Annotated in this window: 19 protein-coding genes; 8 read left to right on the plus strand and 11 right to left on the minus strand. The window is 61.6% G+C overall.

What is annotated here, in order from left to right; genetic code table 11:
- Positions 1-7: 7 nt before the first annotated feature.
- Positions 8-994, minus strand: coding sequence for a hypothetical protein (locus tag WDM24_RS29990; protein ID WP_338828342.1), 987 nt, complete (start codon positions 992-994; stop codon positions 8-10).
- Positions 995-1,254: 260 nt separating this feature from the next.
- Entirely contained in the window at positions 1,255-2,136 is an 882-nt protein-coding gene (locus WDM24_RS29995; protein ID WP_338828343.1) for a hypothetical protein, read from the minus strand.
- On the opposite strand from WDM24_RS29995, the gene WDM24_RS30000 reads away from it, so the two are divergent.
- The 3 genes from WDM24_RS30000 to WDM24_RS30010 all read left to right on the plus strand — a co-directional run bounded on the left by WDM24_RS30000 (position 2,099) and on the right by WDM24_RS30010 (position 5,506).
- Positions 2,099-3,466, plus strand: a complete 1,368-nt coding sequence (locus tag WDM24_RS30000) for a recombinase family protein (protein WP_338828344.1) — start codon at positions 2,099-2,101, stop codon at positions 3,464-3,466. The genes WDM24_RS29995 and WDM24_RS30000 overlap by 38 nt on opposite strands.
- Before the next feature lie 83 nt (positions 3,467-3,549).
- On the plus strand, positions 3,550-4,227 hold the full coding sequence (locus WDM24_RS30005) for a hypothetical protein (protein WP_338828345.1): 678 nt from the start codon (positions 3,550-3,552) through the stop codon (positions 4,225-4,227).
- A 370-nt stretch (positions 4,228-4,597) separates the two neighbouring features.
- Positions 4,598-5,506: a tyrosine-type recombinase/integrase gene (locus WDM24_RS30010; protein WP_338828346.1), complete on the plus strand. Its 909-nt coding sequence runs from the start codon at positions 4,598-4,600 to the stop codon at positions 5,504-5,506.
- 406 nt (positions 5,507-5,912) lie between these two features.
- Here the strand turns inward: WDM24_RS30010 and WDM24_RS30015 are convergent, their stop codons facing one another.
- Both WDM24_RS30015 and WDM24_RS30020 read right to left on the minus strand, forming a co-directional pair.
- Positions 5,913-6,590 carry an RraA family protein gene (locus tag WDM24_RS30015; RefSeq protein WP_338828347.1) on the minus strand — a complete coding sequence of 226 codons (678 nt, stop codon included), beginning with the start codon at positions 6,588-6,590 and terminating at the stop codon, positions 5,913-5,915.
- A 50-nt stretch (positions 6,591-6,640) separates the two neighbouring features.
- A complete protein-coding gene (locus WDM24_RS30020) occupies positions 6,641-7,099 on the minus strand; it encodes an amidohydrolase family protein (RefSeq protein WP_338828348.1) in 459 nt (152 codons plus the stop codon).
- A gap of 55 nt (positions 7,100-7,154) precedes the next feature.
- Between WDM24_RS30020 and tnpA the strand changes: the two genes are divergently transcribed.
- From tnpA to WDM24_RS30040, 4 genes are read left to right on the plus strand one after another with little or no spacing between them, the layout of a single operon-like run.
- A complete protein-coding gene (gene tnpA, locus WDM24_RS44550; RefSeq protein ID WP_166208700.1) occupies positions 7,155-7,616 on the plus strand; it encodes an IS66-like element accessory protein TnpA in 462 nt (153 codons plus the stop codon).
- Positions 7,613-7,966, plus strand: coding sequence for an IS66 family insertion sequence element accessory protein TnpB (tnpB, locus tag WDM24_RS30030; protein WP_166208697.1), 354 nt, complete (start codon positions 7,613-7,615; stop codon positions 7,964-7,966). The genes tnpA and tnpB overlap by 4 nt, the downstream gene beginning before the upstream one ends.
- A gap of 50 nt (positions 7,967-8,016) precedes the next feature.
- Complete coding sequence (gene tnpC / locus WDM24_RS30035) at positions 8,017-9,579, plus strand: IS66 family transposase (protein WP_166213760.1); 1,563 nt, start codon at positions 8,017-8,019, stop codon at positions 9,577-9,579.
- 29 nt (positions 9,580-9,608) lie between these two features.
- Positions 9,609-10,199: a YecA family protein gene (locus tag WDM24_RS30040; protein WP_166213761.1), complete on the plus strand. Its 591-nt coding sequence runs from the start codon at positions 9,609-9,611 to the stop codon at positions 10,197-10,199.
- Between the two features lie 28 nt (positions 10,200-10,227).
- Here the strand turns inward: WDM24_RS30040 and WDM24_RS30045 are convergent, their stop codons facing one another.
- The 4 genes from WDM24_RS30045 to WDM24_RS30060 form a co-directional block, all read right to left on the minus strand.
- On the minus strand, positions 10,228-10,770 hold the full coding sequence (locus WDM24_RS30045; protein WP_338828349.1) for an amidohydrolase family protein: 543 nt from the start codon (positions 10,768-10,770) through the stop codon (positions 10,228-10,230).
- Positions 10,767-12,044, minus strand: a complete 1,278-nt coding sequence (locus WDM24_RS30050; protein WP_338828350.1) for an MFS transporter — start codon at positions 12,042-12,044, stop codon at positions 10,767-10,769. The genes WDM24_RS30045 and WDM24_RS30050 overlap by 4 nt, the downstream gene beginning before the upstream one ends.
- An 83-nt stretch (positions 12,045-12,127) precedes the next feature.
- A complete protein-coding gene (locus WDM24_RS30055; RefSeq protein WP_338828351.1) occupies positions 12,128-13,042 on the minus strand; it encodes a DUF1932 domain-containing protein in 915 nt (304 codons plus the stop codon).
- A 2-nt stretch (positions 13,043-13,044) separates the two neighbouring features.
- Positions 13,045-14,409, minus strand: a complete 1,365-nt coding sequence (locus WDM24_RS30060; RefSeq protein ID WP_338828352.1) for an MFS transporter — start codon at positions 14,407-14,409, stop codon at positions 13,045-13,047.
- A gap of 198 nt (positions 14,410-14,607) precedes the next feature.
- Between WDM24_RS30060 and ydiJ the strand changes: the two genes are divergently transcribed.
- Entirely contained in the window at positions 14,608-17,640 is a 3,033-nt protein-coding gene (gene ydiJ / locus WDM24_RS30065) for a D-2-hydroxyglutarate dehydrogenase YdiJ (RefSeq protein ID WP_338828353.1), read from the plus strand.
- Between the two features lies 1 nt (position 17,641).
- On the opposite strand, the gene WDM24_RS30070 is transcribed toward ydiJ, so the two are convergent.
- The 3 genes from WDM24_RS30070 to WDM24_RS30080 all read right to left on the minus strand — a co-directional run bounded on the left by WDM24_RS30070 (position 17,642) and on the right by WDM24_RS30080 (position 20,350).
- Positions 17,642-18,565 (minus strand): SMP-30/gluconolactonase/LRE family protein, encoded by a 924-nt coding sequence (locus WDM24_RS30070; protein WP_338828354.1) that lies wholly within the window; start codon positions 18,563-18,565, stop codon positions 17,642-17,644.
- Positions 18,562-19,500, minus strand: coding sequence for an amidohydrolase family protein (locus tag WDM24_RS30075; protein ID WP_338828355.1), 939 nt, complete (start codon positions 19,498-19,500; stop codon positions 18,562-18,564). The genes WDM24_RS30070 and WDM24_RS30075 overlap by 4 nt, the downstream gene beginning before the upstream one ends.
- Before the next feature lie 100 nt (positions 19,501-19,600).
- Positions 19,601-20,350, minus strand: coding sequence for an IclR family transcriptional regulator (locus WDM24_RS30080; protein WP_338828356.1), 750 nt, complete (start codon positions 20,348-20,350; stop codon positions 19,601-19,603).
- Positions 20,351-20,570: the final 220 nt, after the last annotated feature.

Here is a 20,570-nt window from a genome sequence, read left to right on the forward strand (position 1 = left end):
GGGCCACTTATCGGTTCGTTAAGTCGACGAGTTTGTCAGGATCAAACTCCCAATAGCTAGGTTCATCGCTTCGCGCGAAGTCGTAATAGGACCGGTTGCCGATCAAGATCGGCCACATCCACCACGCGGGCGGGCCCATGCACGACGCGACAAGGTAAGTCTCGTCGGGAACATCGGTTCTCGATTTGACCAGCGGCAAATATGTGTCCGCGACAATCGAAGAGTTGGTGAGCTGAATGTCGTTTTGCTCCAGCACCAAAATTGTCCTGGCTCCTTCGTTGGCTTTCCATGCCGCCAGCTTCGGAAACTTCTTGTCGATCGCGACCTGCATCCGGTCGGCTCGCCGTTTCCCGATGTCGTCGACCGTATGCCTGATTTCGAAGTGCTTGCCTGGAATTATCGGAGGTTCATATCGCATTAGCACCATGTCGAATGGCACTCCCTCTGGTTTAACGGGACCGACCCCATTTCCTTTGTAATCGGGAAAATCCCGCTTAGGGATCGTTGGCGCGGTTTCCTTCACCCATCCAATGATGACTTCTTGAATAGCCCGAAGCTCTGCGGCCTTTCGCCCGTTCAGTGCGTTTATGGGTAGGTTAAGCTGGAACAGCGCGTCAGTCCCAAGCGCGTCTTTGAGCGCGTTCGTGATCGGCTCAAATAGCCGCTCGGTTTGTGCCTCCATGCGGATATGACCCTCGAAGGGCTCGATAAGTGTGTGCTCAACGGCGTACAGCTGATCGCCTAGCTTGAAAACGAGCTCGACGGGGTGCTGGTGATTTTCTTTTTCGGGCCAACGCAATGAGTCTCCCGTGTGACCCTCGCGCTCTTCAAGGCGCCGAACCATAGCATCACAGACCTGGCCTTCGTACCGGCTCAGCATGGGACTTGGCTTGCGTGGCTTCTCCCAGTGCGACCGAAGCATCTGAGCGAGCGTATTCGAATCGCTAACAGTGAGGCGGCTCAATTGATCGACGATTTTCGACAAATCGCGCATTTGCCTGCTCGGTCCTTCCTACAAAATCTTTAGATCGCACCCAGAAACTATACACGTTTGCGCTACTTTGCAGCACAGGCAGGCAATAGCTTTCTCGTATTAAGGCCGGCACATCTGCATCATGCCGGTCGAAGGATTAACGCGGAAGCTGTACCACTTAGTGCTGTCGCAAACCTCGTTACCGCTATTGGCCAGAGCTAGCGTGCCGCTGACACGTAAGGTACCACTGGTCTGTTGTGCGATCACGCTCACGCTGCCACTCACGATCCGGTCACCACCAGCACCGGCGTTATCGGCTGACCATTGATTGTGGTGATGGAAATGTTGGTGGTCGAAATGTTTGGCGTACTTAGTAAGCCACTCGCATAAGTGAATTTGCCGGTGTCGGCAGCGAGAGCGCCTGCGCCGTTATATTGCACGTCTGCATTGCTTCCGGCAGGCTGTGCCGTGCCGCCGCCGCCTTGGGGCGCAAGGAGGGCACCGCTAAAGTTCGTGCTGGTATTACCGTTTACGGTATTGGTATCGGTGGTTACATACCCTTCGACGTAATCACCATTGGCCATGTCCAACACGATAACAACATTGGCACCCAGATAATTGGTGGCCGTCGCTTGCGGGCCGTTGACGGCTGCACTTGAGCCGTTTTTATATATCGCCGCTTGACAATAATCGATGCTTACGCCCCCCGCATTTGTACAACCAGCGGTCAGCGAAAATAGATATTTCCCGGGGACAGTAGCCGTAAACCGATTGCCGGAAAAATTGTTGTTTGTATCGAAGACCTTGGTGTTCCAGCTGAGTTTGGTGGGCGCGCCACTCGTCACTGTTTGGTTCGACCCGCCGTTATTGACCAAAAAGCTAATCGGCTGCGTCGCACTCGGCCCCATGGAGACCCAAGCAGAGCCATTGCAATACTCCATCGTTGATGAAATCTGACTGTAGCGCATGGTGCCGCTGATGCCGCTGGCGCAAGCGAGAGCGTTAGCGCCCACTTGAATGGCACTGCTGGCCGAAATCGTCGTTGAGCGCAAATTGGGTAGATAGTTCACGCCGCTACTGAGATAACCCCAATTCGTCCCTGCCGTTGAAAGGCTGATGTAGCCGGTGTTGGAAATCGCCAGCATCGACAATGTGCCGCTCACGATGCGGTCGCCACTGGCGGAGAGATTTGTCAGCCCGCTGCGGTCACCAATAAACTTGCTGGCTGCGACCGTCCGGCTGACAGTTAGATCGCCGGCCGTTGTCAGGCTGGGCGCGTACCGGGCCGTACCGGGTAAACCCGGCGAACTGGCAATCGACAGCGCCGAGGCCGAGATCGTGCGCCAGATTTTCGCGGACTATCTCGACGCCAAATCCCCCCGCGACATCGCGGCCGCTCTAAACAAGAAGGGATTGCCGGGGCCACGCGGTGGCGTTTGGAATGCGTCGACGATCGCCGGCAGTCGCAAGCGGCTGAATGGCATCCTGCAAAATGAGCTATACGCAGGCCGGATCATCTGGAATCGCCAAAGCTTCATCAAAGACCCTGAGACTGGCAAACGCATCAGCCGCGAGAATCCGCGCGACCAGTGGATGACCGCCGAGGCGGAACAATTGCGCATCATCGACGCTGAAACGTGGGATCGCGTACGTGCACGGCGTGAACAACGTGGTGGCCCGATCGCCCGGCACGCCACTCGCCCCAAGTATCTTCTCTCAGGCTTGATCAAACGCGGCTGCTGCGGGGCGGGCTATGTTGGCGGTGGCAGGGACAAGCGGGGTACTCTGCTCATCTGCACCCGCGTGAAAGAGACCGGCCTCTGCGACAACCGGCGTAGCGTCGCTCGCGATGCCGTCGAGCGGTTGGTTCTCAAGTGCATTGAGGAACAACTGGCCGCTCCAGAGCTGATTGCCGAGTATGTTCGTGAATATCATCGGGTGGCCCGCGAACTTCACAGCTCAAGCGCACACCGCCGCCGTGACCCCGAAAAGCGCCTGGGCAACGTCAACGGATCGATCGCTAAGGCGGTGGACGCCTTACTCGGCGAGACACCAAGCCGCGCCCTCCGCGACCGTCTCGCGGCATTGGAGGCCGAACGGGACGAGATCGAGGGCGCCATCGCAGACGTAGCGCCTGCCATGGTCGAATTTCATCCGAATGCGGCCAACGCTTACCGCGACAAAGTACGGGACTTAAAGAAAGCGCTCGCGGACGCCGATGATGATAGCCGAGCCGCCGCCCATGAGGCGATCCGCGAGATCGTCGAAAAGGTCGTCGTCCACCCCAAAGGCCCATACAAGCCGGTCGAGATCGAGATACACGGCCAGCTGGCGGCCCTGCTCAGTATGTCCGAGGGGGGTGCGATGGCCCTAGACGAGTCTAGGGAAGAGGTGGTTGCGGGGGCTGGAATTGGTCGCCTCCCTAGACCCGTTAGGTCCGGGGAGGCGTTGGTTGCGGGGATAGGATTTGAACCTATGACCTTCAGGTTATGAGGTGCAATTTACCATCTGAGTTTTTTGTGAATGGACTAGACATCTTTCTCCATTTGAGTTTTACTCGAATGGAGGAGATTCGCGTGCCCACCCCAGCCGACATTATCGATGTCATTGCCACCAGATTGTCTTTCCCGAGAAAGACAGTCGCGCAGCAAGACCGATTGCTCGTGATCAATGGAGAGCGGAAAATTTCCGGACGGGGGCGATCCGCAACCGCGTCACCAACCGACGCGGCAGCCATTCTTATTGCCGTCGCCGCTACGCCGATCTGCGGACCGGCAATCAACATTAACAACTACCAATCGTATGCCAACCTGAATGCCGTGCATCTCGCGGCAGGAAAACTTGGGAGCTGGCGGACTATCGATTCTCTAGGCGTGCTGCCAGATGGTCACACCTTGCTGGAAGCTCTTTCGTCGATAATCGATTGTCTGTCGAAAGGCACGCTGCTGCCGAACAGCAACGGCATCATGCCTCCTCGGGGCGAGCTACCTTATCACATCAATATCGGAGTTGATCTCCATGCTCCGAGGTCAAGCGCAACGATAATGATTGAGCGCTTCGCTGAAGATTCCGTCGAGCCTGATTTGAAGGAGACGCTCCACTACTATCAGACTAACGAGCCGAAAGCTGCTCCCGGCGGGCAAATTGACTTCGCGCAAATGAGATCATTTGGAATACTTACGCTCTGGTCACTAGCGAAACTCTTTGATGTTGCACGCACCCAGAGTAACTCTGAATCCGAGACCAAGCAATGAACGAGGCAAGCCCTCAACGGCAACGCCACAGCGAGTTGCCGATATCGTTGCCGCCGCGCGGCCTGTCGCGTGTGCAGGCAGCTGAGTATATTGGCGTGAGCGCATCCACTTTTGACAAAATGGTCTCGGACGGCGGCATGCCAGCTCCGAAACGTATCAGAGGACGAGTCATCTGGGATCTTAAGGGCGTTGACCGCGCTTTCGATGCTCTCACTGAAGGCGGCGGGAATCCTTGGGATTAAATTCGATGCGAGTACGTCTCAGATTTATCTGCGAGGATCGGGATCGTCACGGGAACGTACGTTGCTACGTTCGCGTGCCTGGAAAACCCAAGACGCGGATTCGGGCCCTTCCGGGCACACCCGAATTTATGGAAGAGTATCAGGCGGCGATTGCGACTACGGTTCCCACCGCCGCTCGACAAGCTGATGAAGCCAAGAAGGGATCGTTTCGCTATCTTTGTATTCGATACTACGCGGGCGCGTCGTACAAAGCATTGGATATTAGTACGCGCAAGTGGCAGCGGCGAGCGCTCGACGAGATCGCTCAAGATCACGCGTCCAAGCCGGTCGCGATGATGCAGGCTCGTCACGTTCGCAGGATGCGCGATGCGAAATCAGCGACGCCGGCCGCGGCCAATCAACTTCTGAAGGCGCTCCGTGCGCTGTTTTCGTGGGCCAACGAAGCCGAAGAAACGACGGTCAATCCCACCATCGGAGTGAAAAAACTAAAGTACAAGTCGGACGGGCATCACACATGGACTAACGAAGAGATCCAGCAGTTTTACGAGCGGCACCCACTCGGTTCGCAGGCCCGGCTCGCCCTTGACATACTGCGTTACACTACCGGGCGGCGCGAAGACGCTCCGCGTCTTGGTCGCCAACACTTGCGCGATGGTCGGATTCGCTTTCGTCAAGCGAAGAACGAACACCGCAATCCGATCGACATCGATATCCCAATGCATCAAGAGCTGTCGAAGAGTATCAATGCCGCGAACGTCGGTGCGCAGATGACCTTCTTGCTCACTCAATTCGGAAAGCCTTTCACGGCAAATGGATTCGGAAACAAGTTCAAGGATTGGTGCCGCCAAGCGGATCTTCCGCATTGCTCCGCGCACGGCGTTCGAAAAGCCACGTCGACCGCTCTCGCCGAGTCCGGAGCTACGCCACATGAAATCATGGCAGTAACCGGACATCAGACCTTGGTAGAGGTCGAACGTTACACGAAAGCAGCGAACCGAAAGACGACTGCCGATACTGCTATGGCGAAGCTGAAGTAATCGGGCGCAACGACAATACCCGATGCGAACGTAGAGCGTACACATGGTGTCCCACTTGAATCTTGGGTGGGACGAAATCTAAAAATCTAGCAGGAGTTACAATGATATAACTTCGTGATGGCGCTCCCTAGGGGAATCGAATCCCTGTTTCAGCCTTGAGAGGGTAAATTCGATCCGCATGATGATCATTGTGAGGAGAGCCCTGCGATGGGGACCTTGGGATATCAAACATGGCTCAGCCGCATGAGCAGGCGTTCGCACCAGTTTCGCACCAGAAACGACCCTGCCGAAGCGCCACGAACCCGATCAGATTCAAACAAAACTTCGGCCAATTCGTGCGCCGTGCCAGAAACGTCTCGCTTCGTTGCTGCTCGCTACAACCCGCGCGGATCGCGAATTCCGACATTCAGTCCAGACCCTCACAATTCAACTCGCGTAGTGCCTTGTCCACCCAGGACGAATCGTGCGTTCCGGCCTTGATGTTCGCGATTTGCTTCTGCTCAGCCTGGTACTTCGCCGTCGCGGCTTTCAGGACTCCATCAACATCGTCGAATGGCACGCAAAGCAATCCATCGTCGTCGCCGATGATGAGGTCGCCCGGCTCGATCACCATGCCGTCGATTGCAATCGGGACGTTAATCTCGCCTGGTCCGTTCTTGTAAGGGCCGCGATGGGTGACACCTGCCGCGAACACGGGAAACGTCTGAGCGCGGATGAAGCCGGCATCCCGGACCGCACCATCGATCACGATGCCCGCAAGGCCGCTCTTGATGATGCGCATCAGCATCATCTCGCCGATCAATGCGTTGGTGAGATCGCCCCCTGCGTCGACCACGATGACATCGCCGGGCTCGGCCATCGCCATCGCCTTGTGAAGCATCAGATTGTCGCCCGGCCGCGTCTTCACGGTCAGCGCGGGCCCGGCCATCCCTCCGGACTGATGCCGCGGCCGAAGCCGCGCGCCCGCCGCTGTCATCCGCGACATGCTGTCGCTGACGTTTGCGACCGGCAGCCTGGCAAAACGTTCGACGATTTCGGCAGCCACTTTTCTCTGGCGCTTGAGGATTCTGAAACCTACGGACATGCGTTATCCTTTCCAACGTTTGGCAAGTGAAATTGTGAAATCATGAGATCCTAGAAACCGAACAGCTCCGTTGGGTTGTCCACCAGAATGCGCCGGCGCGTGCCTTCGTCCGGCGCCCAGTCGGCAAGCAGATCGAGCAGCAAGGCGTCATCCGGCTTGGTGCCGCGCTGGGTCGGATGCGGCCAGTCCGTGCCCCACAAGATCCGCTCCGGCGCGGCCTGCACATAGGCACGTGCAACTTCGCTGGAGTCGGCATAGGGCGAACCGAGCTTGCTGTCTTCGTAGGGCTCGGTGACCTTCACCCAGGTGCGGCCCTCATCGAGCAGGCGCCGGACAGCGGCAAACGCTAGATGCTTGACGCCATCAGGCTGCGGAATACGCCCGAGATGGTCGATGACCACCTTGGTGGGCAGCGACCGGATGATCTTCTCGTGAGCGACGATCTGATCGCCGGTCATCAGAATCTGCACGTGCCAGCCGTAACCGGCATGAGGCCTCCACCTCGTCATGGCGCGGTTCGCTTGGGATACAGCCTGGGATGAGCTGATGGGTGGAGGTGAAGCGATGGCAAATGCCATGCTTGATGCCAGGCAGGAAGGTGACTCTTATCGCCGCGTTGAGGTGATCACTGGGGAGCGCCGGCGGCGACGGTGGACGCGCGAGGAGAAGGCCCGGATCGCGGCGGAGAGCTTTGAGGAGGGGACGAACATCTCCGAGGTGGCGCGGCGCAATGGTGTTTCCCGCGGACTGCTCACGGTGTGGCGACGCCAGGTAGCGGCGGCGATGGCCGGCAAAGCCCAGAACTTCGTGCCTATCCAAATTGGCGCCGAGAGCGATGGCGGGAGGGCTGGCGAGTCCGAGTGTATTTCGCCGGGTAAGATGAAGCCCTTGGAGATTGCCGCGCCGCCGGCCAAGGTCTGTGGAGCGGTCGAGATCGAGGTAAACGGGGCGCGCATCCGCGTCGAGCCGGGCGTGGAGCTGGCGACGCTTTCGATGGTGCTATCGGCGCTTCGAGGGATCCGGTGATTGCGCTACGGTCAGACCTCAAGGTGGTGCTGGCGGCCCAGCCGGTCGACTTTCGTAAGTCGGTGCATACGCTGTCGGCGCTGGTGAGCGAAGCACTGCGCGCGAACCCATATTGCGGCGACGTCTTCGTGTTCCGCAGCAAGCGCATGGACAGAGTGAAGCTTCTGGCGTGGGACGGCAGCGGCATGGTGTTGGTAACGAAGTGGTTGCACCAGGGGCGTTTCACCTGGCCACCGATCCGCGACGGCGTTGTGCATCTCAGTGCGACGCAGCTTGCGATGCTACTCGACGGCCTCGAGTGGACGCGTGTGTCGCCCAAGCCTGTGAAGCAGCCGGTCATTGTCGGCTGAGAAGTGAGGATTTCGCTGGAGCGTGGGTCACACGGATGTATCGTCTGATCATGGCGATTCGCCCCGACGCTCTTCCGGCCGATCCAGCAGCTCTGACCGAGATGGTGCTCGCGCTTGACGCTGAGAACGAGAAGCTGCGCGTAGCAATGCAGACGTTCAAGGACATGATCTTCGGGAAGCGCTCGGAGCGGCTTGCCGCGCTCGTGGCCGAGCAGCTCGCACTTGAGCTTGGCGACCTTGAGACCGGCGTCACGCCGCCTGCAGCTGCCAACGACGATGCAGCCGCGGCAAAGCCGCCCGGCAAACCACTGCGGAAGAAGGCGCGCCGCAACATCGGCGCGCTGCCCAAGCACCTGCCGCGCTGCGAGCAGGTGCTGGAGCCGGAGGCGACCGCATGCCCGTGTTGTCAGGGCCAGCTTCACAAGATCGGCGAGGACGTCAGCGAGGTGCTGGACATCATCCCGGCGATCCTGCGGGTGTTGCGGACGGTCCGTCCCAAGTACGGCTGCCGCCGCTGCACCGATGGTGTGATCCAGGCGAAGGTGCTGCCGCGCCTAATCGAGAGCGGCATGGCCTCGACGGCACTCGTGAGCCACGTGGTAGTCTCGAAGTTCGCCTGGTATCTGCCGCTTTACCGACAGGTGCAAATTCTGGCCGGCCAGGGTGTCCATCTCGACCGGGCGACGCTCGCCGGCTGGGTGAAGCGAGCGGCCTGGTGGCTCAGGAGCCTCTATGAGCTCCAGCTGCGCACCATCCAGGCTGCGCCGCGCCTGTTCTGCGACGAGACGCCGATGCCGGTGCTCGATCCCGGACGACATCGCCCGCGCATCTGCCAGTTCTTGGCGCATGCGATGGATGACCGGCCATGGGGCGGCCCCTCGCCGCCGGCGGTGGCCTACGTGTTCGCCGACGGCCGCGGCACGGCGGAGATCGCCAGACAGTTGACGGGCTTTTCCGGCATTCTGCAGGTCGACGGTTATGCAGCCTACAAAGCGCTCGCCCGCGATCATGGCGACGCGATCCAGCTCGCCTTTTGTCTCGCCCACGCCCGACGCAAATTCGTCGACGTGTATAAGACGACCCAGTCGCCGTTCGCTCGCGAAGTGATCGAGCGCCTGCAGGCGGTCTATGCCATCGAAGCAGAGATCCGCGGCAGCAATGCCGAGCAGCGGCTGGCCACCCGCCGCACCAGGTCCGCTCCATTGATGGAGGCGCTCAGGACGCGCCTGACCACAATGGTCGGCCAGCTCTTCTCCCAATCGAAGCTGGCGGAGGCCATCAACTACGCACTCAATCACTGGGACGGGTTGACGCTGTTTCTCCGCGACGGCCGTGTCGAGGTTGACAGCAACACAGTCGAGCGTTCCATGCGCCCGATTGCGATGGGAAGACGCAACTCATTGTTCAGCGGCAGCGAAGGCGGCGCCGAGAGCTGGGCGATCCTGGCGTCGCTCGTGAACACGGCAAAACTCCATGAGCTCGACCCGCAGGCCTACCTGGCCGATGTGCTGGAGCGCATCGTGTCCGGGCGAACCAAGAGCCATCAGCTGCACGAGCTGCTCGCCTGGAACTGGAAGGCGGCGCGCCGGCGCACACCGCAGGCAGCGGCATGAGCCCACGTCGCCATAAAGCAGCATCGTCGATGCCGTCAGCCGCGATGCCGCTTGCGGACCTCGAGCGATGGCTCCAGGCTCGCATCGATCGCCATCCTGCCGCCACTAGCATTCCCATGCTCGACGGCTATGCTGCCGCGATCGTAGCCGGACCGGTCTCGATGAGCCCGCTCGATTGGATCTGCCCGCTGCTCGCGATCGATGCCGACGCGTTCAACCATGGCGGCACGCCGGAGTTCGCCGCGATCTCCGCCGTTGCGCTGCGCCACAACGACATCAGCAACACCCTCTCGACTGCCCCCGATCGGTTCGAGCCGATACACCGGCGCAACCCCAATGGCGACGTCGATCCGCGTCCCTGGTGCCAGGGTTTCCATGCCGCGATGCGGCTCAGGCTGTCGGCGTGGGCGCCGATGCTGGACACCAGCAATGTCAATCACGGCCTGCTTCTGCCCATTCTGTTGCACTGTCGCGACGATCAGGGGCAGCCGATGCTCGGATCCCCCCGAAGCGGCCGCGAGACTGCCGACTTTCTGCGTAACGCCTACGCCGATATTCCAGCGGTCGTCGAGGCCATGCGCCAATATTGGATGCCGATCCGCTACCCACGCGCCCGCTGATCTCCGCAGACGTGGGAGCTCATACCGGTTACTGCCAGCCTAGCGGGCTGATGCGCCTCGCGAGCGCGGCAAGCATTTCCGGCGTCGTCGTCCCCCAGCTCTGCGGAGAGACGAAATTGACGCGGATGGCACAGACGCCGGCATCGGCCAGCGCGCGCAGCTCTGCTTCGTCAACGTCGGTGTCGACGACGGCAACGCCGCGTGACGAAGAGCCGAGCTGGCCCAGCGCATCCACGAGACACCTGTTGTCGACCCCGTATGTCGATGGCTGCACCACTACACTCCTAGTGGTGCCGAGCCGGCGCTGAAGATTTCGATAATCGGCGACGGTTGCACCTGATGGAAAGCCCTGGTGCCAATGGGGCGACACCGGAAACCGTCCGTCGTAAATATGGTGATGGCAATCGCACGCGTCCGCAGACGCGTTCAAGCGCGGCGGAGCCGATCCGGTGCTGTTGGGCACCGCCTGCTCGACCCCGCCGGCCCAGGCGCCCGTGCTTGCAGCCAACATACCAACGAGAACGCCGCGCCGGGTGATGGCGTGCCGTGAGGTCTCCCCGCGCTCCCTCATGATTTCACCGCCACCATGTCGGCCGCGCGCGCGACGTTGCGGCCGAGCACGAGGACGCAGGTCGCGGCCACGGCACACAGCAGCGCCAGCGGCAACATCCCGAGCACGAAGCTGCCCGTGTGCTCCTTGACTAGACCGACCACGTTCACCATCAGCCCGCCGCCGATCAAATTGGAGATCGCGTTGATGCCGGCGAGGCCGGCTGCGAGCGTGCTTGTCGAAAGCCAGCTCGCCGAAAGCGCCCAGAACGGCCCCTTGAAGGCATAGGCGCCGACCAGGCAGAACGTCACCATGACGATGGTCGGCGCAACCGCCGTTCCCGTCAGGCCCAATGCGGTGAAGCCACCGGCGGCGAGCAGCAGCGGAATGGCGGTGTGCCAGCGGCGCTCGCCTGATTTGTCCGAATGGCGGCCCCACAGCACCATGAGCACGGTCGCGATGCCGTAGGGAATCGCGTTGACGAATCCGGTTTGCAGATTCGACAGGCCGAACGATTTCAGCAGCTGCGGCTGCCAGACCGACAGCACGCTGCCGGTGGCGGAGGCACCGGAGCAGACCAGGGCCATGACCAGGAAATATTTGTTGGTGGCAAGCTGCCAGAGCGAGAGATGACCGACCGGCTTGCGCGCGGCGGCATCAACAGCCATGCGCGCCGTCAACCAATCCCGCTGCTCATTCGTCAGCCAGGACGCCCCTTCGGGCCTGTCGGTGAGAACGAACAGGCAGGCCAGCCCGAGCAGGACGGTCGGCAATCCCTCCAGGATGAACAGCCACTGCCAACCGCGCAGACCAAGCGCGCCGTCGAGCTCGAGCAAGCCGACTGAAAGCGGCGATCCCAGGAATGTGGCGAGCGGGATCGACACGGTGAACGTCGCAAGGATGCGCGCGCGGTACTGGGACGGCAGCCAGTACGTCAGATAGAGGATTGCACCAGGAAAGAAACCGGCTTCCGCTGCGCCGAGGATGAAGCGCATCGCATACAGCGAATACGGCCCGACGACGAACGCCATGCACGCCGTCACCAAGCCCCAGGTGATCATGATCCGGGCGATCCAGCGCCGCGCGCCTAATTTCTGAAGCGCGAGGTTGCTCGGCACTTCCACCAGGAAGTAGGAGAAAAAGAACAGGCTTGCGCCAAAGCCGAACATCGCAGGCGTGAGCCCGAGATCCTTGTTCATCTGCAGCGCCGCAAAACCAACATTCACGCGGTCGAGGAGGGCAAAGAAGTAGCAGATCATCAGGAACGGCACGAGGCGCAGAATCACCCTGCGCATCGTCACCTTCTCGATTTCATCGATTTCTGTCCGGGCAGCCGTCACATCTCTCTCCCTGTTGTGTTTTCTCCGGAGTCCCTGGCCTATTTGGCCGCTTTTGCTCCGGTCTGCATCTTGGCGACGATCGCGTCGATCGCGATCTTGTAGTTCTCGGGAACGACACCCTTGAAATGGTCCTTCAGGCCAAGGTTCTCCTTCCAGCGCAGCCGCGCCACGGTCGCGCGCGCCATCAGCGGCTCGATGCCTGCATCTTCAACCGCCTCGGCTGCCATCTCGACCTCTTCGGTGCGTCGCTTGGCATGGATGACACCCGATGGAATCAGGCTTTCGACCGTGTCCATGAAGGGACGCGTCAGCGTCTTCGACGCAGAGGCGAGCACGGTTTCGTCCAGGCCATAGGAGCGGGCCGCAAGCAGCGTCTCGTCGATCAAGGCCTCGATCCCCTTGATCAGGACGGAGCGCAGGATCTTGATGCCCGACGCCGTTCCGAGCTTCTGGCCGGCATATTCGATGCTCATGCCCCAGGGCACGAGCAGGTCGATGACGCGCTGCCCAGCCGGGCCGCTCGACAGCATGTGCATGGCGTAACCATTCTTCGGCGTTCCCATGATGGAGCCGTCGCCGAGCGTGGCGCCGGTCTTGGCGAGCCGCTCGGCCACGCCGTATTTCACCTTGGGCGTGGCCGAGGCGAAGTCGAGGAAGGTATGGCGACCATCGAGCACGGACGCAAAGGCATCAGCGCTTTGGAGCGAGGCGGAGCCCGGCGTGACACTGAAGATCAGCTCAGCCGCGTCGGCCAATTCCTTGTTGGACTTGACCAGCGAGACGCCTGCCGCCTTGGCGCGGCTCTGGATCAGATCGGCATAGGGACCGTCGAAGGCGTATTTGTCATAACAGAAGATCTGCTTGAGGCCGGCCTCACGCAGGCCTTTGCCCAGCGTGCTGCCGATCTCGCCATAACCAACCAGACCAAGACGAAATTGCTGTTGTTCGCTCATCTTCAGATTCCTTTCGAGAGAGATGCGATTGGGCGGGTGCGGTCGTCCGCCATGCCGGTCTGTCGCTGCAGGCTGACACCAACCACGCGGATGAGAACGGCCGCAAGGATGAGAAATGCGGCGACCGAAATCAGGGCCCAGGAAAAACTATCGGTCGCCTGCTTGATCACACCGATGAGATAGGGACCGACGAACCCGCCGAGATTCCCAATCGAGACGATCATTGCGAGGCCGCCGGCGGCAGCGCTGCCGGTCAGGAAGCTCGACGGGATCGGCCAGAAGGTGGACTGGTAGCACATGATCCCGACCACGGCGCCGCAGAGCGCGACGATCGAGACCAGCGCGGACGACGTCGCGTAACCGCAGACGATCAGCGATGCTGCGCCCACGAGCAGCGCGGATGCCACGAACCAGCTGCGTTCACCGCCATTGTCCGACAGGCGCGCCCACAGCATCATGGCGATACCGCCACAGATGTAAGGTACGGCCGCGACGAAGCCGACGGCGACGACACTAAAGCCGAGGCCCTTGATGATTTGCGGCATCCACAAGCCAAGGCCGACGGAGCCGATGATGGCGCAGAAGTTGACGGCGGCGCAGGCGAGCACGCGCCAATTGATGAAGGCATCCCTGAGTCGCGACGGATGCTTTGTGGCAATGGCCTCGCGCTCCGCCGCCAACACCTCGGCAAGCCAACGCCGCTCGTCAGGGCTCAGCCACTTGGCCTGTCCGGGCTTGTCGGTCAGTGTGAAGAAGCACACGAAGCCGAGCACGGTTGCCGGCAAACCCTCGAGGATCAGTAGCCATTGCCAACCATGCAGGCCACCCACGCCGTCGAGTGTCAGCAGCGAACTCGATATCGGAGCACCGATGATATTCGCGATCGGGATACCGAGCAGGAACGCCGCGGTCGCCGTGCCGCGGATCCGCGCCGGAAACCAGTAAGTGAAATAGAGAAATACGCCCGGCGTGAAGCCGGCCTCGCCCAGCCCGAGCAGGAAACGCATCGCGCCAAAGCTCACCGGCCCGGCCACGAACGCGGTCGCGGCCGAGATCAATCCCCAGGTGATCAAAATGCGTGCGATCCATTTGCGGGCGCCGATCGCCTGCAGGGCCAGATTGCTCGGCACTTCCGCCAGGAAATAACCGAAGAAGAACAGCCCTGCGCTCCAGCCGAATTCAGACGGCGAGATGCCGATGTCATGGTTCATCGTCAGGCTGGCGATGCCGACATTCACCCGGTCGAGATAAGCGATGACGTAACAGAGCAGCAGGAAGGGCACGATCCGCCACATCACTTTCGAGAGGATCTTCTCCTGCTCGGGTGTAAAGGCGGCGCCGGCAGAAGCGGCGTTGACACTTGCCATGGGTTTCCTCCGACGCCGGTGTTTCCCCGGTCATGGCGCCACTTAGCAAAAATAGAACGCCGTTGCAATTTATTTTGAAACGGTGTTTCATTTTTTAAATCGTACAACAGAAGGCTTGCGCCGGCCCGAATGCGGGGTTCCACTCGAAAAGTGGAGTGCTGACTGTCGGTTACGGCGTCCGGGAGGCTCTGAGAACACATGCTGCCACGCATTTCCGATATGCGGGCCCCTGCTCCGCTGCATGCCGAATTGGCCGCGGAACTTCGGGCGCGTGGGTTCGAAGGCGACTTGGCGCCGTCCTTTGGCGACCGGATCGTGTCGGCAACCGACAACTCGATTTACCAATTGCTCCCGCAACTCGTGGCCTTCCCGCGCAGCGTCGACGATCTCGTGCGCATCGTGCGGGCTACGGCCGACGATCGATTCAAGGACATCGTCTTCGCGCCTCGGGGCGGCGGAACGGGCACCAACGGTCAGTCGCTGACCGAAGGTCTTGTGGTGGATGTCTCGCGCCACCTGAACGGGATCATCGAGATCAACCCGGCCGAGCGCTGGGCGCGGGTGCAGGCCGGCGTGGTGAAGGACCAGCTCAACGCAGCGCTGGCGGACCACGGCCTGTTCTTCCCGCCGGAGCTCTCGACCTCCAATCGCGCCACGATCGGCGGCATGATCAGCACTGACGCCAGCGGCCAGGGCTCCTGCCTCTATGGCAAGACGCGCGACCACGTGCTGGAGCTGACAACCGTGCTACTGGACGGCACGGTATGGACGTCGAGGCCGCTCGATGATGAGGAGCTGCAGGAAATCCAGCGACGCCCCGATCTCGTCGGTGCCGTGCATCGGCTGGTCGATGCGATCCAGCGCGAGCAGGCGGACCAGATCGCAGCGCACTTCCCCAAGCTGAACCGCTGCCTGACCGGCTACGACCTCGCCCACATCCGCGACGATCGCGGCCGCTTCAACCTGAACTCGATCCTCTGCGGCAGCGAAGGCACGCTGGCGCTGGTTGCCGAAGCCAAGCTGAACGTGGAGCCGATCCCGAAGCACAGTGCCCTGGTCAATGTGCGCTACGGCAGCTTCGATGCCGCCTTGCGCGACGCGCAAGAGCTGATCCGGTTCGGCGCCGCTTCCATCGAGACCGTCGATTCCAGAGTGCTTGGTCTGGCGCAAAAGGATGTGGTCTGGGATCAGGTCCGGCAATACTTCCCCGAAGACGACGGGCAACGCGCCACCGGCGTCAATCTCGTCGAATTCGTCGGCGATAGCGAGCTGGACGTCGAGATCCCGGTTCGCCGGATGACCGAGGCGCTAGGGGCGGCCGATCCGTCGCGCGGCCGCCGCGGCTTCACCGTGGCGCACGGCGAGGCCGAGGTGAACGCGATCTGGACGATGCGGAAGAAATCCGTCGGTCTGCTCGGCAATATGCAAGGCGACAAGCGGCCGATCCCCTTCGTGGAGGACACCGCCGTTCCGCCCGAGAACCTCGCCGGCTATATCGCCGAATTCCGCGCGCTGCTGGACGCGCATGGGCTGGTCTATGGCATGTTCGGCCATGTCGATGCCGGCGTGCTGCATGTCCGCCCGGCCATCGACATGAAGGACCCTACCCAGGAGCCGCTGATCCGCGAGATCACCGAAGAGGTCGTCCGCCTCACCAGCAAATATGGCGGCCTGCTGTGGGGCGAGCACGGCAAGGGCGTGCGCTCGGAATTCTCGCCGCGCTTCTTCGGGCCGCTCTACCCGGTCCTGCAATCCATCAAGGCGGCATTCGATCCGCGCAATCGGCTCAATCCCGGAAAGATCGCAGCACCCGCGGGCGGCCAATTGCTGGCGATCGACGGGCTGACCACGCGCGGCCAGCTCGACCGAACGATCCCCGCCTCACTCCGCTCCGCCTATGACGAGGCGCTCCATTGCAACGGCAACGGGGCCTGCTTCTCCTGGGACCCGAATGAGGCGATGTGCCCCTCCTATAAGGCGACGCGCGATCGCCGGCATTCGCCGAAGGGTCGCGCGTCGCTAATCCGGGAATGGCTGCGGCAGCTCGCGGCACTCGGCATCGATCCCGTGAGCGAAGCGGCGGCGCTTCGGAAAGCCTCGCGCTGGCGCGACTTTCCCGCGCGACTGCGCAACAGCTGGGCGCGCGAGGCTGATTTCTCGCATGCCGTGAAAGAGGCGATGGATGGATGCCTCGCCTGCAAGTCGTGCAGCGGGCAATGCCCGATCAAGGTCGACGTACCGACCTTTCGCGCGAAATTTCTCGAGGTCTACCATGGCCGCTATCTGCGGCCGCTGCGGGACCATCTGGTCGGCTCGCTGGAATCGATGCTGCCCGCACTTGGCAAGGTGAGCGGCCTATACAACGTCCTGATCGATAGCCCACCCGGCCGCGCATTGATGCGTGCCATCGGACTGGTGCATTCTCCGAAATTCTCCGACCTCTCGATCCAGGCGGAACTGGCGGCTCGCGGGATCGCGATTGCAACGCTCAAGACGTTGGAGGCGCTCTCGATCGAGGAACGCGCGCGCAGCGTGGTGCTGGTACAGGACGCCTTCACGAGCTTCTATGAGTTGCATGTCGTACTCGCCGTGCTGGATCTGATGCGCGCAATCCGCTTCCGGCCGTTCGTCGCGCCGTTCCGGGCAAACGGGAAGCCGCTGCACGTGCACGGCTTCCTCAGCGCCTTTACCCGCACCGCCTCGCGCAATGCCGCGATGCTGCGCGACCTCGCTGCCACCGGCGTCGAGCTGGTCGGTGTCGATGCCTCGATGACGCTGACCTACCGGTCGGAATACGGCATGTTGGCTGAGGCGGACCGGCCGCCGCCCGTTCTCCTGGTCCAGGAATGGCTGGCGCGTCACCACAACGCCATCCCGAAGGCTTCAAGCGCGGGTGACGAGTACCTGCTACTGCCACACTGCTCGGAGCGCTCGCTCGCCCTGTCCACTCTGCGCGACTGGCAAACCGCGTTCGCCGCAGCCGGCGCGAGCTTGCAGGTGCTGCCTTCAGGGTGCTGTGGAATGGCGGGCACATATGGCCACGAGGCCGAACATCGCGCGACGTCCGAGTACATCTACGGAATGAGCTGGGGACCTCACGTCAATCGATGGGCTCAAAGCGGCCACCTGCTCGCAACCGGCTACTCGTGCCGATCGCAGGTCAAGATCATGGACCAGCGGGCGCTGGCCCATCCGGCTCAAGCTTTGCTCGCATGCCTGAGCAGATGCTAACCTATTCGGCGTGCGAGAACATCGCCATGCCCGGTGTCTCGAGCTCGGCGCGCAGCAGCGTGCCTGTGCGGCTTTCAGTGATGAAGAGGCTCTTTCGCTCGGGCCCGCCAAAAGCAAGATTGGTCGTGCCGACGCCCGCGCAGGAGACGATGCGATCGAGCGGCTCGGCCAAGGGCGAGAGCCGCCAGATCGAGCCGAAGCCGGTGTGACAGACCAGTAGATTGCCGCCGCTGTCGAGCGCAAGTCCGTCAGGACCGCCGGGGCCGCCGTGCAGATGCGAGAATATCCCGACCTTCGTTGTCAGGCCGCTGGTTGGCAGCGGTACGCGCCAGATCTGGTTGGCGCGCGTCACTGCGACGAGCAGAAAGCTCTCCTCGGGGTCGACGACGATGCCGTTCGGGCTGGGAATCGTGTTGAGCAGGCAAGTGAGCCGGCCATCCGGCGTGAGCTTCCAGACCCGGCCGGTGGGATCATGCATCCCGGTCTGGCCCTGATCGGTGAAATAGAGATTGCCTGACGGCGCGAAGACCAGATCGTTGACGCCCTTGAAGCTCTCGCTCGCGGCGGTTTCGAGATACGGCGTCACCCTGCCGCTCGCGGGGTCCAGCAGCATGATGCCGCGCTTGTAGTCGGTGATGAAGATGCGGCCGTCGCGATGGATCTTCAATCCGTTCGGCCAGCCATCATACTCGGACACGAGCTCCCATGCGCCTGCTGCGCTAACGCGGAAGATGCGTCCGTAGGGAATATCGGTGATATAGAGCCGGCCCTGCCGATCGAACGAAGGTCCCTCAAGGAACGAGTCGATCTCACGACCGCCCTGATTGGCATCGGCCCATGCCGTGCGGCGTGGCTTGCGAAACTGATCCGGAAGCCGCGTGAAGATGCTGGTCTCGATCCGGCGCGGCGGGCTGAAGAATGTCATGGAGCGACTTTCGGAAAGCCATAGAGCTCGGCTGGGTTGTCGACGAGGATACGCTTGAATACGACGTCGCTCCCCGCGCATTGGGCGAAGAGATCGAACAGGCGCGCATCATCCGGCTTGCTGTCCCGTTCCGACGGATGCGGCCAGTCACTGCCCCAGACCAGCCGCTCCGGCGCGGCCTTCACGTAAGCGGCCGCAACGACGCCTGCGTCGGCGTAATCAGGCGCGCCCTGCTTGCTCGACACATAGGGACCGGACAGCTTGACCCAGGTCTTGCCGCGGTCGATCAGGCCACGAATGATCTTGTAGGGCGCGCTCTCAACGCCGGCTGGTTGCGGCACCTGCGCCAGATGATCGAACACGAGACGTCCTGGCAGGGAAGCCAGCAGATCGGCATGGTCCTCAATCTGCTTGGGGCGCATGTTGATCTGGCAGTGCCAGCCAAGATCGGCGAGCCGCGGCGCGAGCGGTTTGAGCGACTCCACCGTCAGCACGCCGGGAAAGCCAAGGTTGAAGCGAACGCCGCGGACACCTTGTTCGTCGAGCCGACGGAGGTCGACGTCGGAAATGTCCTCCGCAACGACGGCAATCACGCGAAAATTCTCTGCGCGAAGCGCCTGCCGTGACGCGATCTGCAGCCGGTTGTCGATGCCGTAAGTGGAAGGCTGGATGATCACGCCCCGCGTCGTGCCGATCCGGCGCTGCAGAGCGCGGTAATCGTCAGGCAAGGCGTCCTCCGGCAGCAGGGTCGCGCCCTTCATGACGGGATAGGCCTTGTCATAGGTATGGAAATGACAGTCCGTCGCGCCGGCCGGCGCAATGAAACGCGGCTTCCCGGAGCCGCTCGACCAGCGCACCTCCTCGGCCTGCGCAGTCGCAACGTGCGGAACCAGCGATGCGCCCAGTCCAGCAAGGATCGTCCTGCGCGTGAGCATTGCTAGTGCCACGAAGTTCGCCCTCCCCATCGTTTATTATGGGGAGGCTTATAAGCCCAAGACAGCGGACTCGGCAAGTAAAATGAAACGACGTTTCGTTTTATGCCGTTCGGTTGGACCGTTTGCGCGCGCCCTTTCCGATGGCGGCGGATGGAGTTCCTCCGCATGCGAGGGTGAGCTTGGTGGCGGCTTCAAACAGCGCTCCCTTCATCTGATCCGCCCGCGCAGGCGTGAGGCGGCTGATCGGCCCGGAGATCGAGATTGCCCCGACAAGCGATTCTCCGATGCCGAACACGGGCATGGCGAGCGCGGCTGCATGAGGATCCGTGACGCCTGAGGTAAAGAGCGGCAGCTCGTCGTCCGGTCCAGGCACTGCGGACTCATACCGACGAAGTGTCTGCGCGATGGCCGATTTGTCCATCGGACGGGTGTCGCCCGGCTGCACGGTCATCCGGATCCGGTTGGTGCTTTCCACCCGGAAAAGACACAACCGCTCTTCACCGTTGCGAACATAGAAGGAGGTCGTCTCGCCGGTTTTCGCGGCGAGCTGCTCAAGCACGGGCATGACGTGATCGGAAAGGCGAAACGCCTGCTGATAGGCGGTGCCGAGGCGCAAGGTCTCCGCGTCGAGCCGATAAGAGCCATCCGGCAAGCGCGCGAGCAGGCGGTATTGTTGCAGCGATAAAGCTAGCCGCAGGATCGTGCTCTTGACCAGACCGGTCCGCTCGGCAAGCTCGGCCAGGCTCAAGGCGCTGTCGCCCCTGCGGAACGCCGTCAGCACCGCGAGCGCTCGTTCGGCCGCTGATACGCCTTTAAGTGCAGGCTGTTTCTTCTCGGTCTGCTTAGCCATTTCGAACCTCTTCCTTCCATCTCCTACGTCATTCTCTCGGCCGTTAGAAGGGCTGAGACGCTGCGGCAAGGAGAACAGACGGGGATGACGGGATGGAAAACAGAAAGTTCGGGTCTTCCGGACCGCACACTTTTTCGAGACACCGGCAGGTGCGGGTACACTTTGGACCTATGCGTTAGACGGAACGCCGCACCAGTTTCGCACCAGAAACGGCTAAACC

Source organism: Bradyrhizobium sp. 27S5 (genome assembly GCF_037217225.1).
Taxonomy (GTDB): Bacteria; Pseudomonadota; Alphaproteobacteria; order Rhizobiales; family Xanthobacteraceae; genus Bradyrhizobium; species Bradyrhizobium septentrionale.

Bases quoted from the DNA above. Each gene is read 5' to 3' on its own strand.
- WDM24_RS30080 (WP_338828356.1), bottom strand. From the start codon at position 20,350: ATGGCTAAGCAGACCGAGAAGAAACAGCCTGCACTTAAAGGCGTATCA.
- WDM24_RS30020 (WP_338828348.1), bottom strand. From the start codon at position 7,099: ATGACGAGGTGGAGGCCTCATGCCGGTTACGGCTGGCACGTGCAGATT.
- WDM24_RS30055 (WP_338828351.1), bottom strand. From the start codon at position 13,042: ATGAGCGAACAACAGCAATTTCGTCTTGGTCTGGTTGGTTATGGCGAG.
- WDM24_RS30075 (WP_338828355.1), bottom strand. From the start codon at position 19,500: ATGCTCACGCGCAGGACGATCCTTGCTGGACTGGGCGCATCGCTGGTT.
- WDM24_RS30050 (WP_338828350.1), bottom strand. From the start codon at position 12,044: ATGCGCAGGGTGATTCTGCGCCTCGTGCCGTTCCTGATGATCTGCTAC.
- WDM24_RS30045 (WP_338828349.1), bottom strand. From the start codon at position 10,770: ATGAGGGAGCGCGGGGAGACCTCACGGCACGCCATCACCCGGCGCGGC.
- tnpC (WP_166213760.1), top strand. From the start codon at position 8,017: ATGGCGATTCGCCCCGACGCTCTTCCGGCCGATCCAGCAGCTCTGACC.
- WDM24_RS29990 (WP_338828342.1), bottom strand. From the start codon at position 994: ATGCGCGATTTGTCGAAAATCGTCGATCAATTGAGCCGCCTCACTGTT.
- WDM24_RS30015 (WP_338828347.1), bottom strand. From the start codon at position 6,590: ATGTCCGTAGGTTTCAGAATCCTCAAGCGCCAGAGAAAAGTGGCTGCC.
- WDM24_RS30010 (WP_338828346.1), top strand. From the start codon at position 4,598: ATGGAAGAGTATCAGGCGGCGATTGCGACTACGGTTCCCACCGCCGCT.
- WDM24_RS30060 (WP_338828352.1), bottom strand. From the start codon at position 14,409: ATGGCAAGTGTCAACGCCGCTTCTGCCGGCGCCGCCTTTACACCCGAG.
- ydiJ (WP_338828353.1), top strand. From the start codon at position 14,608: ATGCTGCCACGCATTTCCGATATGCGGGCCCCTGCTCCGCTGCATGCC.
- WDM24_RS30040 (WP_166213761.1), top strand. From the start codon at position 9,609: ATGCCGTCAGCCGCGATGCCGCTTGCGGACCTCGAGCGATGGCTCCAG.
- WDM24_RS30070 (WP_338828354.1), bottom strand. From the start codon at position 18,565: ATGACATTCTTCAGCCCGCCGCGCCGGATCGAGACCAGCATCTTCACG.
- tnpA (WP_166208700.1), top strand. From the start codon at position 7,155: ATGGCAAATGCCATGCTTGATGCCAGGCAGGAAGGTGACTCTTATCGC.